General features: G+C 63.0%; 16 protein-coding genes. 11 read left to right on the forward strand and 5 right to left on the reverse strand.

Annotation, left to right across the window (positions count from 1 at the left end; translation table 11 throughout):
- Nucleotides 1–34: 34 nt before the first annotated feature.
- From B0E55_RS28035 to B0E55_RS28055, 5 genes are all read left to right on the forward strand, one after another.
- A complete protein-coding gene (locus B0E55_RS28035) occupies nt 35–529 on the forward strand; it encodes a general stress protein (protein WP_003945065.1) in 495 nt (164 codons plus the stop codon).
- A 226-nt stretch (nt 530–755) separates the two neighbouring features.
- A complete protein-coding gene (locus B0E55_RS28040) occupies nt 756–2093 on the forward strand; it encodes an ABC transporter substrate-binding protein (protein WP_029538448.1) in 1338 nt (445 codons plus the stop codon).
- An 80-nt stretch (nt 2094–2173) separates the two neighbouring features.
- Nucleotides 2174–3055: a carbohydrate ABC transporter permease gene (locus tag B0E55_RS28045; protein ID WP_198538461.1), complete on the forward strand. Its 882-nt coding sequence runs from the start codon at nt 2174–2176 to the stop codon at nt 3053–3055.
- A gap of 1 nt (nt 3056) precedes the next feature.
- The gene (locus tag B0E55_RS28050) at nt 3057–3887 is read left to right on the forward strand and encodes a carbohydrate ABC transporter permease (protein ID WP_019749348.1); all 831 of its coding nucleotides are present in this window, start codon (nt 3057–3059) and stop codon (nt 3885–3887) included.
- A gap of 4 nt (nt 3888–3891) precedes the next feature.
- The gene (locus tag B0E55_RS28055; protein ID WP_080910905.1) at nt 3892–5061 is read left to right on the forward strand and encodes an ABC transporter ATP-binding protein; all 1170 of its coding nucleotides are present in this window, start codon (nt 3892–3894) and stop codon (nt 5059–5061) included.
- Nucleotides 5062–5064: 3 nt separating this feature from the next.
- On the opposite strand, the gene B0E55_RS28060 is transcribed toward B0E55_RS28055, so the two are convergent.
- A complete protein-coding gene (locus B0E55_RS28060) occupies nt 5065–5301 on the reverse strand; it encodes a hypothetical protein (protein ID WP_202022982.1) in 237 nt (78 codons plus the stop codon).
- A gap of 126 nt (nt 5302–5427) precedes the next feature.
- Here B0E55_RS28060 and B0E55_RS28065 point away from each other — a divergent pair, with 126 nt between their 5' ends.
- Both B0E55_RS28065 and B0E55_RS28070 read left to right on the forward strand, forming a co-directional pair.
- Nucleotides 5428–6693 (forward strand): sensor histidine kinase, encoded by a 1266-nt coding sequence (locus tag B0E55_RS28065; protein ID WP_041816087.1) that lies wholly within the window; start codon nt 5428–5430, stop codon nt 6691–6693.
- A gap of 10 nt (nt 6694–6703) precedes the next feature.
- Nucleotides 6704–7810 carry a winged helix DNA-binding domain-containing protein gene (locus B0E55_RS28070; RefSeq protein ID WP_080910906.1) on the forward strand — a complete coding sequence of 369 codons (1107 nt, stop codon included), beginning with the start codon at nt 6704–6706 and terminating at the stop codon, nt 7808–7810.
- On the opposite strand, the gene B0E55_RS28075 is transcribed toward B0E55_RS28070, so the two are convergent.
- Both B0E55_RS28075 and B0E55_RS28080 read right to left on the reverse strand, forming a co-directional pair.
- The gene (locus B0E55_RS28075; protein WP_003945080.1) at nt 7803–8666 is read right to left on the reverse strand and encodes a hypothetical protein; all 864 of its coding nucleotides are present in this window, start codon (nt 8664–8666) and stop codon (nt 7803–7805) included. The two genes, B0E55_RS28070 and B0E55_RS28075, sit on opposite strands and share 8 nt — an antisense overlap.
- On the reverse strand, nt 8656–9354 hold the full coding sequence (locus B0E55_RS28080) for a metallophosphoesterase family protein (protein WP_080910907.1): 699 nt from the start codon (nt 9352–9354) through the stop codon (nt 8656–8658). Before B0E55_RS28080 ends, B0E55_RS28075 begins: the two co-directional genes overlap by 11 nt.
- A gap of 71 nt (nt 9355–9425) precedes the next feature.
- On the opposite strand from B0E55_RS28080, the gene B0E55_RS28085 reads away from it, so the two are divergent.
- Complete coding sequence (locus B0E55_RS28085) at nt 9426–10010, forward strand: suppressor of fused domain protein (protein ID WP_019749342.1); 585 nt, start codon at nt 9426–9428, stop codon at nt 10008–10010.
- Between the two features lie 25 nt (nt 10011–10035).
- On the opposite strand, the gene B0E55_RS28090 is transcribed toward B0E55_RS28085, so the two are convergent.
- On the reverse strand, nt 10036–10482 hold the full coding sequence (locus tag B0E55_RS28090) for an SRPBCC family protein (protein WP_007736117.1): 447 nt from the start codon (nt 10480–10482) through the stop codon (nt 10036–10038).
- Nucleotides 10483–10615: 133 nt separating this feature from the next.
- Nucleotides 10616–11686, reverse strand: a complete 1071-nt coding sequence (locus B0E55_RS28095) for a magnesium and cobalt transport protein CorA (RefSeq protein ID WP_019749341.1) — start codon at nt 11684–11686, stop codon at nt 10616–10618.
- A 169-nt stretch (nt 11687–11855) separates the two neighbouring features.
- On the opposite strand from B0E55_RS28095, the gene B0E55_RS28100 reads away from it, so the two are divergent.
- From B0E55_RS28100 to B0E55_RS28110, 3 genes are read left to right on the forward strand one after another with little or no spacing between them, the layout of a single operon-like run.
- Nucleotides 11856–12710, forward strand: coding sequence for a PHP domain-containing protein (locus B0E55_RS28100; protein ID WP_019749340.1), 855 nt, complete (start codon nt 11856–11858; stop codon nt 12708–12710).
- Nucleotides 12707–13321, forward strand: coding sequence for a MarC family protein (locus B0E55_RS28105; protein WP_164490628.1), 615 nt, complete (start codon nt 12707–12709; stop codon nt 13319–13321). Before B0E55_RS28100 ends, B0E55_RS28105 begins: the two co-directional genes overlap by 4 nt.
- Nucleotides 13322–13324: 3 nt before the next feature.
- Nucleotides 13325–13699: a hypothetical protein gene (locus tag B0E55_RS28110; RefSeq protein WP_020908450.1), complete on the forward strand. Its 375-nt coding sequence runs from the start codon at nt 13325–13327 to the stop codon at nt 13697–13699.
- The last annotated feature ends 245 nt before the right edge of the window (nt 13700–13944 follow it).

The raw sequence follows: 13944 nt of genomic DNA on the forward strand, positions 1-13944 counted from the left end.
GATGACGTGCCCGAAAAGAGGAGCGCTGCCAGCCATGTCCAATCCGCTCGGTCAATCGTCGAATGGGTCGCGCCGTGGAGCGTTGCCGACACCGCCTTCGGGATGGCCCATCGGGTCGTATCCCACCTACGCCGAGGCGCAGCGCGCAGTCGATTACCTCTCCGATCAAGAATTCCCGGTTCAGGACGTCACGATCGTCGGCGTGAACCTGATGCAGGTCGAGCGCGTTCTCGGCCGGTTGACGTGGGCCAAGGTGATCGGTGGTGGCATCGTCTCCGGTGCCTGGCTCGGTGTCTTCTTCGGCCTGGTGCTCGGAATCGTCACCGGCGGGTTCCTCGCTCCGCTGATCGCGGGCATCGTGGGCGGCATCATCTTCGGTGTCATCTCCACGACCATCCCGTACGCCGCGACGCGTGGGCAGCGGGACTTCGCCTCGACGATGCAGTTGGTCGCCGGACGTTACGACGTACTGTGTGAGCCCAAGACGGCGGAGTCTGCGCGCGACCTGCTCGCCAAGCTCGCCATCTGACATTCTCGCTCGGGCTGCCAACTTGTGTGATCTCGGTTACTTTATGTACACGCGGGCGAGGCAGTACTCCTTCCCGTGACCGTTTGCCGGACAAGGAAATAGGTCCCTTCTCCGGCAAAAGTGCCGATGTGTGGTGCGTCGGCCAGCCGAATCGACTGCGCCGTCTCGCCGCCCGAGGAGGACGGCTGTGCAGAACAAGAGATTGCAGGCGGGGCAGAAGAAGAAATTGAGGGTGGGGCTGCTCGGCGCGGCGACATTGTTGTTGGCGCCCTTGCTCAGTGCGTGTGGATCAGACAATGACGACGGCGTGGTGCTGTCCTTCTACACCGCCGCCGACGGCGCCGAGCAGTATGCGGAGGCCGCCGCCAATTGCTCGGCGGCGTCGAACGGCGCGTACCGGGTCGAGCAGAAAACTCTGCCCAAGGGTGCCGACGACCAGCGACTTCAGTTGGCCCGGCGTCTGACCGGCAATGACAAGTCACTCGATCTGATGACGCTCGACGTGGTGTGGACTGCCGAATTCGCCGAAGCCGGATGGGCATTGCCGCTTCCTGACGACGTGGCGGCCGAGGTCAGCAACGGGACTCTCGAGGGTCCGCTGGAGTCGGCGAAGTGGCAGGACCAGCTCTATGCGGCGCCATTGAACACCAACACCCAATTGCTCTGGTATCGAAAGGATTTGATGCCGGACGGGCAACCACCCCAAACCTGGGATCAGATGATCGACATCTCCGAAGGCCTGGCCGCGGAGGGGCGCCCCAGCTGGATCGGTGTGCAGGGCAAGCAGTACGAAGGATTGATGGTCTGGTTCAACACCCTTCTCGCCAGTGCCGGCGGATCGGTGGTGGGGCCCGACGGAACAACCGTGACGGTGGCCGACGGTGATGCTGCCCAGCAGGCGCTGACCGTCATGAAGCGCGTCGCCACCGCGAAGGGTGCGGATCCCTCGATCTCGCAGGGGGATGAAGCGTCGTCGCGATTGGGTATGGAGAGCGGCAAATCTGCCTTCCAGGTCAACTGGCCGTTCGTGCTGCCCGGCATCATGGAGAACGCCGAGAAGGGCGATCTGCCGTACATCGACGACAAGGGCAACGTCACCAGTGAGAACACCGGAAACACGGTGCTCACGGTGAACGGAGAACGGAATTTCCTTGCCGCTCCGTATCCCTCGGTGATCGAGGGTAAGCCGGCCGAGGTCACGATCGGCGGCTTCAACGTAGCGGTGGCCAAGACCAGCCAGCATCCGGACCTCGCGTTCGAGGCGCTCACCTGTCTGCGTAACGAGGAGAATCAGCGCAACAACGCGGTAGCCGGTGGCGTTCCGCCGACTCTCGAGAGCCTGTACGACGACCCGGCGTTCCAGGAGGCGTACCCGGCGTGGCGTGAGGTTCGCGACAGCCTGGACACCGCTTCGGTTCGTCCGGTTTCTCCTGCCTATCAGAGTATTTCGACGCTCATCACTGCCACGCTGAACCCTGTAGGAAACATCGATCCGGAATCGACCGTGAACGATCTTGCCGAGCAGGTACGCAAGGCAGTCAATTCCGAGGGGCTGATTCCGTGACGATCGACAGCGAAAATTCGGGAGCTGCACCAACAGTCGCGACGCCCTCGCCGGAGCCGAAGCACTCCGCGAAGTCGAAGATGTCGGACGGAAAGGCGGCCGAGCGTCGCCTCGGTCTCTGGCTGGTGGCCCCGGCCGCGATTCTCATGATCGCGGTGACCGCATATCCGGTGGTCTACGCCGTTTGGCTGAGTTTGCAGCGCTACGACCTGCGCTTCCCGGATCAACGAAAGTTCGTGTGGTTCGACAACTACGTGTCGGTGCTGACCGACGGTTACTGGTGGCAAGCGTTCGCGGTGACGACGTCGATCACTGTCGTCTCGGTCGTCATCGAGTTCGTTCTCGGACTGACCATCGCACTGGTGATGCACCGAACGATCGTGGGTAAGGGGCTCGTCCGCACCGTGGTGCTCATCCCGTACGGCATCGTCACCGTCGCGGCGGCATACAGCTGGTACTACGCGTGGACGCCGGGGACCGGCTACCTCGCCAATCTCCTGCCCGACGGCAGTGCGCCGCTCACCGACCAGATCCCGTCGCTCGCGATCATCGTCCTTGCCGAGGTGTGGAAGACGACGCCGTTCATGGCGCTGCTCCTGCTCGCCGGCCTGGCGCTCGTGCCCGATGACCTTCTCAAGGCGGCTCAGGTGGACGGCGCCGGCGGGTGGACCCGGTTGGTACGCATCATCCTTCCGCTGATGAAGCCCGCCATCCTCGTCGCTCTGCTGTTCCGCACACTCGACGCGTTCCGCATCTTCGACAACATCTACGTGCTGACGAAGGGAGCGAACGACACCGGGTCGGTGTCGATTCTGGGTTACGACAATCTGTTCAAAGCGTTCAACTTGGGCATCGGATCCGCGATCAGCGTGCTGATCTTCGTGTGTGTGGCCGTGATCGCGTTCATCTTCATCAAACTTTTCGGTGCTTCGGCTCCCGGATCCGATACGGAAGGACGCTGACATGACCGTGACTCCCAGACTCAAGATCAGCTGGTCCGTCGTCAACCTTCTGGTCTTGCTGTACGCGCTGGTTCCCGTCCTGTGGATCGCGAGCCTGTCCTTCAAACCGGCCGGAACGATCAAGGACGGCAAGTTCATTCCGGAGAAGTGGACCCTGGACAACTACCGAGGAATCTTCGACACCAGCGCCTTCACCAGTGCTCTGATCAACTCCATCGGTATCGGACTCATCTCGACGGTCATCGCCGTGGTGATCGGGACCATGGCGGCGTACGCCATTGCGCGCCTGGATTTTCCGGGCAAGAAGCTGCTGGTGGGTGTTGCACTGCTGATCGCGATGTTCCCGCAGATTTCATTGGTGAGCCCGCTGTTCGACATCGAACGACGGCTCGGACTCTTCGACACCTGGGCCGGACTCATCCTGCCGTACATCACCTTTGCGTTGCCGTTGGCGATCTACACGCTCTCGGCGTTCTTCAAAGAGATTCCGTGGGAACTCGAGAAGGCGGCTCAGATGGACGGCGCGACGCCGGGTCAGGCGTTCCGGAAGGTGGTGGCTCCACTGGCCGCGCCCGGTATCGTCACTGCGGGCATCTTGGTTTTCATCTTCTGCTGGAACGATCTGTTGTTCGCGATCTCGTTGACGTCGACCGAACGCTCAATCACCGCCCCTGCGGCCATCGCGAACTTCACCGGCGCTTCACAATTCGAGGAGCCCACCGGGTCGATCGCCGCGGCCGCCATGGTCATCACCATTCCGATCATCATCTTTGTTCTGTTCTTCCAACGTCGTATCGTGGCCGGGCTTACTTCCGGCGCAGTGAAGGGATAAGCCTGTGGCCGAGATCGTGCTGGACAAGGTGACCAAGCTGTACCCGGACGGAGCCAAGGCGGTCAGTGATGTCGACATCACCATCGCCGACGGAGAATTCATCATTCTCGTGGGCCCGTCCGGTTGTGGAAAATCCACGACTCTCAACATGATTGCCGGGCTGGAAGACATTTCGACCGGTGAGTTGCGGATTGCGGGTGAACGCGTCAACGAACGCGCCCCCAAGGACCGCGACATCGCGATGGTGTTCCAGTCGTATGCTCTGTATCCGCACATGACGGTGCGCCAGAACATCGCGTTCCCACTGACATTGGCGAAGATGTCCAAGGACGAGATCAACGCCAAGGTCGACGACGCGGCGCGGGTGCTCGACCTCACCCAGCATCTCGATCGCAAACCGGCGAACCTGTCGGGCGGTCAGCGTCAGCGTGTCGCGATGGGACGCGCAATCGTGCGCAGCCCGAAGGCGTTTCTCATGGACGAGCCGCTTTCCAACCTGGACGCCAAACTGCGCGTGCAGATGAGGACGGAGATCGCCCGTCTGCAGCAGCGACTCGGTACGACAACGATTTACGTGACCCACGACCAGACCGAGGCGATGACGCTCGGCGATCGGGTAGTCGTGCTGCGCGGCGGAATCGTGCAACAGATCGGTGCGCCGCAGGAACTCTACGATCGTCCGAACAATCTGTTCGTGGCGGGATTCATCGGGTCCCCGTCCATGAACTTCTTCCCCGGACAGTTGACGGCGGACGGCGTCAGCACGCCGATCGGCGATGTTCGCCTGCCCGCGGCGGCGCAGTCGAAGATCTCGGGCAGCGGCTCGGGCAAGGACGTCGTGGTCGGTATCAGGCCGGAACATTTCGAGGACGTGGCGCTGGTCGATGCAGCGCAGAAGCCGCACGGTGGGACGTTCACCGTCGACGTCGACGTGCTGGAATCGATGGGTTCCGACAAGTACGCGTATTTCCTCGCTGGTGGCCCCGCCGTCAATTCTCGTGAACTCGAGGAACTCGCCGCCGATTCGGGAACGGCCGTCGCTGGTGGCGGTCAACTGGTTGCCAGGCTCTCGTCCGAGTCCACCGTGGACCAGGGCAGGTCTATCGATCTGTGGTTCGATCCCGCCAAGATCGCAGTGTTCGACGGCGGTACGGGAGCCAATCTGCTGCTGTGACCGTTACCCGGGCAAGGTGACCGAATACGTCGCGCCCCAGGGGAGCGGTACCTGTTCGGGGCCGGGCGCTGCGTCGGCCGGCTCGGGTAGGGGGATCAGGCGGCCGAATTGTTCGTGATGGGTGGAGGCCGGGGCGGCTTGCGCTGTCCCGGCCACCACGGCGATCGGCGCCGCTGCCAGGGCGCCGGCGACGGCAAATCGAGTGGCGATGCGGCGCTTGCTTGCTCGGGTCGAGATCATGAGCACTCCTGCGTGGTTTCGAGGTTCGGTGAATGCTGTGCCATTCACGGTATTGCGGGTTGATTGTGAAATCTCGTGTGCGAAGCTCATTCACAGGGAACTGGGATGGGCGGCACAGGAGGACAGATGAACGAATCCTCGGTACGAACCGAGCACCTGCCCGGCGGCCCGGACCTCGAACGGATCATGCGCGAACACGCCTACCGCGGTGCGTACCTCCAACTGACGGTGCGCGGCGCTCTGGTGCTGTTCATCGCCCTGACGCTGATCTTCGTCCCGCCGATGAACGACGCGGGATGGTGTTTCGCGATTCTGGGCGCCTATGCCCTCTGGTCGGCAGCCGTGGCGCTGTGGATCCGCAAAGGCGGCACCGGCCCGGTGACGATGATCTGGCTCGGCTTGTTCGTCGACCTCGCCGTGCTCGCAACTCTGACATTGCTGACCGGTCTCGCAGCCGAGCAGAGTTGGACCGCCGACATCTTGAGCAACGGGCTCTTCGTCATTCCGGTTCTTGCGTGTACGCAACTGCGGACGGACGTGTGTGTCGGCGTCGTTGCGTGCACGATCGGTGTGTTTTTTGCTTCCAGTTGGGCAACGATGACTTCGAATTCCGAGCCGTGGCCGTCGATCCTGCTGAGTACCATGGCCTTGGCCGGGGTGGGTGCGGGCGCAATCGGATTGACTCGGATTCAAAGGTCGCGAGTGTTGACCATCGGGCACCTCGTCGGCCACCGCACGAGTCTTCTGGCCGAACTCATGGGGCTCGAGCAGCGTGAGCGCACAGAACTGTCCGAGCAACTGCACGACGGGGCGCTCCAGTACGTTCTCGCGGCGCGGATGGATCTCGACGAATTGGCAGGCAGTGCGGAACCCGTCGCATTGGCGCGAGCTGGGAAAGCGCTTGGTGAAGCGACAACGCTGCTGAGGTCGTCCGTCTCGGAACTGCATCCCACAGTTCTCGTCCACGTTGGCCTTGCCCGCGCGATCGGGGACCTCGCGCGCTCGGCGCAGGGACGCGGCGGAGTGGTGGTCGACGTCGACACTTCGGGCTGGAACGACGATTTACGCACGTCTGCCGACGAGGTCTTGTTCGGCGCCACCCGAGAACTTCTGGGCAACGTCGTCAAACATGCCGGCGCGCAGAATGTCCGGATCGAGCTTGCACGACTGGACCACCGTGCGGTGCTCGTGGTCTCGGACGACGGTCGGGGGATCAGCGCCGATCGGATTGCCCAACGACGGGCCGCCGGGCACATCGGACTGCTCTCGCACGAACTGCGTGTGGTTGCCGCTGGTGGCTCGTTCTCGGTCGGACCGGGTGAAGAGTCCGGAACGCTCGCGCGAGTCGAGATACCGTTCGAGATCGTCACTGCCCCTGACCACGATCGTTGAGGAGTTGTCGATGGCTGCACTGATCACCGATCGCGAGCTCAACCTGGCGACTCTGGCGCGGCAGTTCCTGCTGCGGCGGGCCGAGGTCAGCGCGTTGGATGCGATCGAGCATCTGGCAGGTCTGCAGGCCCAGGCGCCGAATCCGCCCTACCTGGCACTGTGGGCGCGGCTGAAGAACTTTGCGGCAGAAGACCTCTCCACCCTTGTCGAGAAGCGCCAGGTGGTGCGGCTGGTTGCCATGCGGGGCACGGTCTTTGCCCTCTCGGCCGCCGATGCGGGTCCCTTCCGTGCCACGGTTCAGACGATCATGGAACGCGACCTCCACACCAACAGCACTCAGCGTGCGGCGCTCACCGGGTTGGATCTCGACGCGCTTGCGCAGGCGGGGCGTGACCTGGTAGCGGACGGGCCGCTTACTCAGATGCAGATGAGACCGATACTGGCAGAGCGCTTTCCCGGCCACGCGGCCGAAGGACTGGCGCACGGAGTTCGAGGGCTTCTGCCGATGGTGCAGGTCCCACCGCGAGGTCTGTGGGGACGATCCGGAGCACCGGCACTGACGACGTTGGAGAATTGGCTTGGCGCAGAGGTGAGTTCAACTCCAGATCCCGACGCGATGGTGCTGCGCTATCTGGCTGCCTTCGGGCCCGCGAGCGTGAAGGATGCGCAAGCGTGGTCGGGGCTCACGAGACTCGCCGAAGTCTTCGAGAGGCTACGTCCGGGCTTGATCACCTTTGTCAACGCGAAAGGGGCCGAGGTGTTCGACCTGCCGGATGCGCCACGACCGACCTCCGGAACACCGCCGGTCAGAATCCTTGCTCCGTTCGACAACATCCTGCTCTCGCACGCCGACCGCTCGCGAATCATGGACGAGCAGTATCGAACTCGCGTCTTCACCGTCAACGGCATCATCAAGCCCGCCATCCTGGTGCGCGGAAAGGTGGTGGGATTCGCGACGGTGACGCCGGCCAAGGAGACCGTCGAGTTGAGCGCGACTCTGTTTGCGCAGCAACCGAAGACCGCGCTCGCGTCCATCGAGAAAGAAGCGCGTTCGTTGCTGAAGTTCATGCACCCGAAGATCCCGACCCGAGAGGTGCGGTTCGCTGTCGCTACGTAGCGGGCTTGTGCTTTCGCGGTGCTCGATCGCGTAGTTCGGCCACGATCTCGTCATTCCACATGTGCCGCCGCACCAGTCGGTACCGCTCCCGGGCGATCCACAAGTACGCCTCGGCGTCGGTGTGCTCGGGCAACATGTCGGCGCCCCGCAGCATTCGCACGACGGGGAGAAACTCCTCGCCGAACCAGCGCCGGGCGACCGTGTCTCGGCCGAGGAACTCGCCCTTTTCCTGCATGAGCCGAAAACCCCACGCCTCCACGCACTCACTGAGTTCGGCGTACTCCCACGGGTCGGTGACCTGGACAGCTTCGCGTTGCGAGCCCTGCAGCGGAACGCGAGTGAGGAAGAGTCGGCGATGGTCCTTGATGAGCAGATCGGCGCGCTGAGTGATGCCTTCCGGCGAGATGCGCGTGATGATCTCGGTGACGTACGCGTCGATTGTCTTCTGGTGCATCGCACACGCAATGGACACTCGGTGGTGTCCGTCGATCACGAAATGCATGGAGCCGACACGGTACAACTGAACGGGTGGCACCGATTCGCCGCGTCGTTGCGCCACCGCGAGTCGCTCCCAACGAGCGCGCGAATGAGTGGACGTCGGACGGAAGTACCTGTCGAAATCACCTGTGCGGTCGACACTTCCGACTATCGATTCGATGGTGACGACCTGTAGACCCAGAGACTTCTCACCAACCTTGCCGAGCGCTGCGACAACCTCGTCGAACGGCAGGATCGCGTTGACGTCGTCCGGTTCGCGTCGTAGCCAACTGACCAGACGGGCAACGTCGGCGCGTCGACGCTGACGAGCGAAGTCGTTTTCCGCGTCGGCTGTGGGAAATCCGGTGTCACGAGCCATGTCGGCGCCTCACGATCGTCGGCGGAGTACCTGGGGAAATCTCCATCAGCGTGAAGCCGACGGTATTGAGCACGATAGTCCGGCCTACCTCCAGATCGAGAGGTGTTCGCCCGTGCGGGTGGATGTGTCCGTGAATCATGACCGTCGGATCGAGGGTGCGGATCAAGGGGGTGAAGCATTCGAACCCACGATGTGGCCGATCCTCGGCGTCGCCGACGCCGCGGGCGGGGCTGTGGGTGAGCAGCACATCCACGCCCGCCCGGCCGCCGGGAAGCCGCGATTGCCAGGCGTTTCGCCAGGTGAGCGAGCGGGCGCGTCGGCTCTGCTGGCGCTCGGACCACTGATTGGGACCCGTGTTGTATCGGATGGAACCACCGAGGCCCGCGATCCGCAGACCGGCGACGGTCACGATGCGTCCGTCGGCGTTGACTGCGCCGGTCGGGCCGGGCCACTGCGCCGGCATACCTGCCCGCATCCAACCGGATCTCGTGTTCGAATATCCGGACAGATCGACGTCGTGGTTTCCGGGAACGAACACGCACGGCGCATTCAGTTGGTCAGACAGGTACTCCAGATACGCAAACGGCAGGTCGCCCGCGCCGAGGATCACGTCGACTCCGAGTGAACGAACTTGACTGCTCCACAGGAATTCGACGGTCTCGTCGCTGACAGCGAGAACGGAGACCATTTCGACGACGCTACCGCCACCGCGAGGTATCTGCGCTGCGAACCTCGCGGGCACGGTGTTTAGATGGACGAGTGTCAGACAGCGTCGTATCTTCCGTCCGGGCCCATCTCGTCAGCAGTATCGAGGGGCCGGACCCCACCGCGGCCTCAGTGACGTTCCTCGGTGTCGAACCGCTGGACGTACTGCGTTTCGAATCACCCGACGGCCTGGTCCGCTACGTCACACTGGGGTGCTCGCGTCATCCGATGGGCGACCCCAATGAACTGGTCGCAGACCCCACACGCGGTCCTCGCGCCGAGTTGGTGCTCACCCTGCGCGGTGGCACGGGTGTCGCGTCGGGTGTGGCCAGGACGCTCGCGGTGCTGGCTGCGGCGCCGTCCGTCGAAGGCGTCGTGCTGCTCGAGGACGCACTGTTGGACCTGGGCGAGCCGCTGTGGAAGGACACTGCGTTCACGGCGGTGCTTCTCGGTGACAGCGGGATCGCCGACCTGACGCTGCCGGAGCCGTTCGATCCGGTGCGCTTCCTTGGTGTGGTCCCCCTGACCGGTACCGAAGCCGCCTGGGTGCGTCTGCGCGGCGCGGAGGCGCTGCGGGAAGCGTGGACCGAGGCGGGGATCGACATTCGCGATCCGCACCGTTCCGCTGCCTCGCTCTAGCTGCGCCGGCGCTTTGTCCGTCAGATCATTCGGCGTGCACGAGGATGTCTGCCAAGTTCTCGAGACTTACCCGAACCGTCCGTGAAAATGCTTTCGTGACGATCGGGTCGGCCATCTTGCCGAATACGCCTCCTAGTCCGCTTTCGCTGTCGAGTCGGTAGGTGACCCGAGTGCCGTCACCGACTTCTTCGCATGTCGTGGTCTGCGAGAAGCTGACCGGACTTTCGACGGACGTCGATTTCGACGATCTCGGTGGGTCGTACTCGGTGAATTCGGATGTCCACTCGAGGCGCTTGCCCAGGATTCTCGAGACGCCGTGCCAACGGCTTCCCACGCCCATCGGGCCGTCGGTGATCTGTTTGCACTCGACCATCGAATTCTCCCAGTTGGGCCAGTTCTCGGCGACGGCGATGTACTCCCAGACGTCCTTGGGTGGCAACGCGATCTCTACAGACTGCTCGACTGTAGGCATGGTTGTTCCTCCATCTCTCCTGGATCTGAATTTGCTTGTCGCAAAATGAATTTCGGGAACGGAATGAAAAGGCGTACCCATATCCATTGTCCGCCTGCGACGGTGGCAAGTACAGGGAGTCAGCGTGCGAGGTTCACAGCCAGTTGTTGCGACGGAAGAGAAAGAACAAGCCGACACACACCGACGCGATGAGGAACAGGATGGACTGATAGCCGTACTTGTAACCGAGTTCCGGCATGTTCTCGAAGTTCATTCCGTAGATACCGGCAACGCCCGTCGGCACGGCGGCGATAGCGACCCAAGCCGAGATCTTGCGCATGTCGGTGTTCTGTTGCACCGCGATCTTCGCGAGTGCGGCATCGACCAGAGAACTCAACACCTCGTCGTATTCCGAGATACGTTCGGCCACGATCGTGTGGTGATCCCTTACGTCACGGAAGTATCGCCGGATCTCCTTCGGGACGAGGCCGCCCGCGGGCTGGGTCAGCTGGAGCAGTGGCAATCCGAGTGGAGTGACCGAGCGTCGTAGTTCGACGATTTCACGTTTGAGCAGGTAGATATGCTCGACGGCAACGGTGTTCCGTGGGTTGAACACCAACTCTTCCATGCTGTCGACGTCCTGCTCGACGAGTTGGATGACGGAGAGATAGCTGTCGACGACGTGGTCGGTGATCGCGTGCAACACCGCGAACGGGCCCATGGCGAGACGCTCGGGATTCTGCTCGAGTGACTTGCGCACGCTTGCCAGTTCGGAGTGATCCCCGTGCCGGACGGTCACCACGAAGTCGGGACCGACGAACACCATGATCTCGCCGGTTTCGACGATCTCGCTCGCCGTCGCGACGGACTCGTGCGGTACGTAGACGACCGTGCGCAGCACCAGGAACATGACGTCGTCGTAGCGTTCGAGTTTCGGGCGCTCGTGTGCATGGACGGCATCCTCGACCATCAACTCGTGGAGTCCGAAAGTTGCTGCGACATCTTGCATCTGGCCTTCGTCGGGTGCATGCATGCCCACCCAGACGAACGCGTTGTCTCGACTACGGACCTCGGCCAACGCGGCGCGGTGCGTGTACTTGCCCGGCAACCGCACGCCGTCAACGTAGACCGCGCAGTCGACGATCGCGCGGGCTGCCGGAACGGGGATCTTGGGCGCATCGGCTTGCGTCGATTTGCCGTTCGACCAATTCGGCAGTGACGGCATGGTTGGCACGCTCGCTCCTTCTCGGTCTGTAGTGCAGTGGAACGGCAGGGGAACGGCACTGCAGCGGCACGTGATCGAATTGCGCTGCCGCTGCGGCGTAATCGTACGTCAGCTTCCGGCTCGGCCACCGGAGCGCGATGAAGTTGCCGATTGCTGACACACTGGAACAGTGCGAATAGACCTTCACACCCACTCCAACGCATCGGACGGCACCGATACCCCGGCTGCCCTCATGCGCGCCGCAGCCGACGCCGGACTCGACGTCGTCGCCATCACCGATCACGACACGACTTCGGGCTGGGCCGAGGCGGCGCACGCCTTGCCGGCCGGCGTCAGCCTGGTTCGTGGGATGGAGATGTCGTGCGAAGGTCGAGGTGAGCGTGGTTGGCCGGTCGCTGTTCATCTGCTGGCGTACCTGTTCGATCCGACGCACCCCGAATTCGCCAAGGAACGTGAGCGACTGCGCGCCGAACGCGTCGAACGTATCCGGGTGATGACGACCATGATGGCGCGCGACGGTCTGCCCGTCGATCCCGATCAGATCTTGGCTGACGCCGGTCCGTCCGTCGGACGCCCGCACGTCGCAGCGGCCCTGATGCGAGCGGGAGTGGTGTCGAGCATCAGTGAGGCTTTCTCCGACTTGTTGTCCAGTCGAGGGAGATACGACGTTCCCAAGTACGACACTCCGCTCGAGTACGCCGTCGAACTGGTGGCAGCGGCCGGGGGAGTAACTGTCCTTGCGCATGGACGTGCCCGTTCGCGCGGCGGATTGCTTGCGCTCGACCACATCCGTGATCTGGCCGATCTGGGTCTCGGGGGTCTCGAAGTCGATCACCCGGACCATCGCAGCGACGATCGTGACGTCCTGCGCAGCCTGGCCGTCGACCTGGGCTTGGCAGTCACCGGATCCTCGGACTACCACGGCGAGAACAAGACGATCGGACTCGGCGACGAGCTGACGGACGAGGCCGAGTTCGACAAACTCGTCTCGGCTGCCACCGGCGTGGAGGTACTTGGGCGCTGATGCTCGACACCACGCTCTACCTCACCGTGTTCATCACGCTGTTCGTGATCATGGACCCGCCCGGAGTCATCCCGGTGTTCTTGTCACTGGTCGGCCGCAAGAGCCGTGAAGATCGCAACCGAGCGGCATGGCAGGCCCCCGCCGTCTCCCTTGCGGTCATCTCGGTCTTTGCCATCGGCGGTCAGGCGATACTCAACTACCTTCACATCGGCATTCCGGCGTTGCAGGGCGCAGGCGGATTACTGCTGCTTCTCATCGCACTCGAACTGCTGACCGGGAAGGCCTCCAACCGTCCGCAGGGAGCCGACGACGTCAACGTCGCACTCGTTCCGCTGGGAACGCCGATGATGGCCGGTCCCGGTGCAATTGCGGCTGTCATCGTCTTTGTCGCCCAGGCCGATGGTGAAGCGGCGTCGTATCTGGCGATCGCGTTGGCGATTCTGTCCATCCACCTCGTGCTGTTCGTGGTCCTGCGCTTCTCGACGGCACTGATCCGGATACTGGGTGAGGGTGGCATCAGCCTGCTGGCACGCATCGCCGGTCTTTTGCTCGCCGCCATCGCAGTTCAACTCATTGCGGAATCAGTCCGCGGATTCGTCGCGGGAGCGTAAGAGATGACATACGACGACAGGTACGAGGACGACTACCGGTACCAGGATTATCAGGATTATCAGTACGAAGACGATTACGACTATCCCGCCGACAAACGACAATGGCTGCTGGTTCGCGCTCTACGCGCCCTGAGCGGCACCGTGGCGGCCGGAATCGTGGTCTTGACACTCGTGATCATCGGTTCGGCATATCTGGGCGGCAACCGCGGATTCCCGGGTCCGGGAACAACGTCGATCACCGCGCACATTGCGGCCTCGGTGGTTGCTTTGGCCGCGCAGATCTGGTGCGACCGCAGGCGGGGTATCGCGGCGGTTGCCGGATCGGTGGTCGTGCTCGTGGTGGCGGGGCTGTTGTTGGTGACGCAGTGGTGGGGATGACACGGTGGGGATGACACGGTGGGGATGACTGGGTGGGATGACACGGTGGGGATGACGGCTCGGGTTCGAGTGTGGTGAGGAATCCGACCGCTTGGAGGATTTGATTGTGATCCGACTCTGGTGGCAAACTGGAGTTACTTCGAGGCGGCGCCACAGCCCGGCCCCGAAGTGCAGGTTTCGTCAGAATTTCTCCCGAAACCTAGATTGCATGGATACGCCAGGGCTCACCCGCCCCACACCATGAC

Source organism: Rhodococcus sp. 66b, assembly GCF_002076325.1.
GTDB classification, from domain to species: domain Bacteria; phylum Actinomycetota; class Actinomycetes; order Mycobacteriales; family Mycobacteriaceae; genus Rhodococcus_F; species Rhodococcus_F erythropolis.

What these genes read in the sequence shown, in the direction of transcription:
- B0E55_RS28045 (WP_198538461.1), top strand. Translation starts at nt 2,174, where the DNA reads ATGTCGGACGGAAAGGCGGCCGAGCGTCGCCTCGGTCTCTGGCTGGTG.
- B0E55_RS28050 (WP_019749348.1), top strand. Translation starts at nt 3,057, where the DNA reads ATGACCGTGACTCCCAGACTCAAGATCAGCTGGTCCGTCGTCAACCTT.
- B0E55_RS28095 (WP_019749341.1), bottom strand. Translation starts at nt 11,686, where the DNA reads ATGCCGTCACTGCCGAATTGGTCGAACGGCAAATCGACGCAAGCCGAT.
- B0E55_RS28035 (WP_003945065.1), top strand. Translation starts at nt 35, where the DNA reads ATGTCCAATCCGCTCGGTCAATCGTCGAATGGGTCGCGCCGTGGAGCG.
- B0E55_RS28090 (WP_007736117.1), bottom strand. Translation starts at nt 10,482, where the DNA reads ATGCCTACAGTCGAGCAGTCTGTAGAGATCGCGTTGCCACCCAAGGAC.
- B0E55_RS28060 (WP_202022982.1), bottom strand. Translation starts at nt 5,301, where the DNA reads ATGATCTCGACCCGAGCAAGCAAGCGCCGCATCGCCACTCGATTTGCC.
- B0E55_RS28065 (WP_041816087.1), top strand. Translation starts at nt 5,428, where the DNA reads ATGAACGAATCCTCGGTACGAACCGAGCACCTGCCCGGCGGCCCGGAC.
- B0E55_RS28110 (WP_020908450.1), top strand. Translation starts at nt 13,325, where the DNA reads ATGACATACGACGACAGGTACGAGGACGACTACCGGTACCAGGATTAT.
- B0E55_RS28075 (WP_003945080.1), bottom strand. Translation starts at nt 8,666, where the DNA reads ATGGCTCGTGACACCGGATTTCCCACAGCCGACGCGGAAAACGACTTC.
- B0E55_RS28080 (WP_080910907.1), bottom strand. Translation starts at nt 9,354, where the DNA reads ATGGTCTCCGTTCTCGCTGTCAGCGACGAGACCGTCGAATTCCTGTGG.
- B0E55_RS28070 (WP_080910906.1), top strand. Translation starts at nt 6,704, where the DNA reads ATGGCTGCACTGATCACCGATCGCGAGCTCAACCTGGCGACTCTGGCG.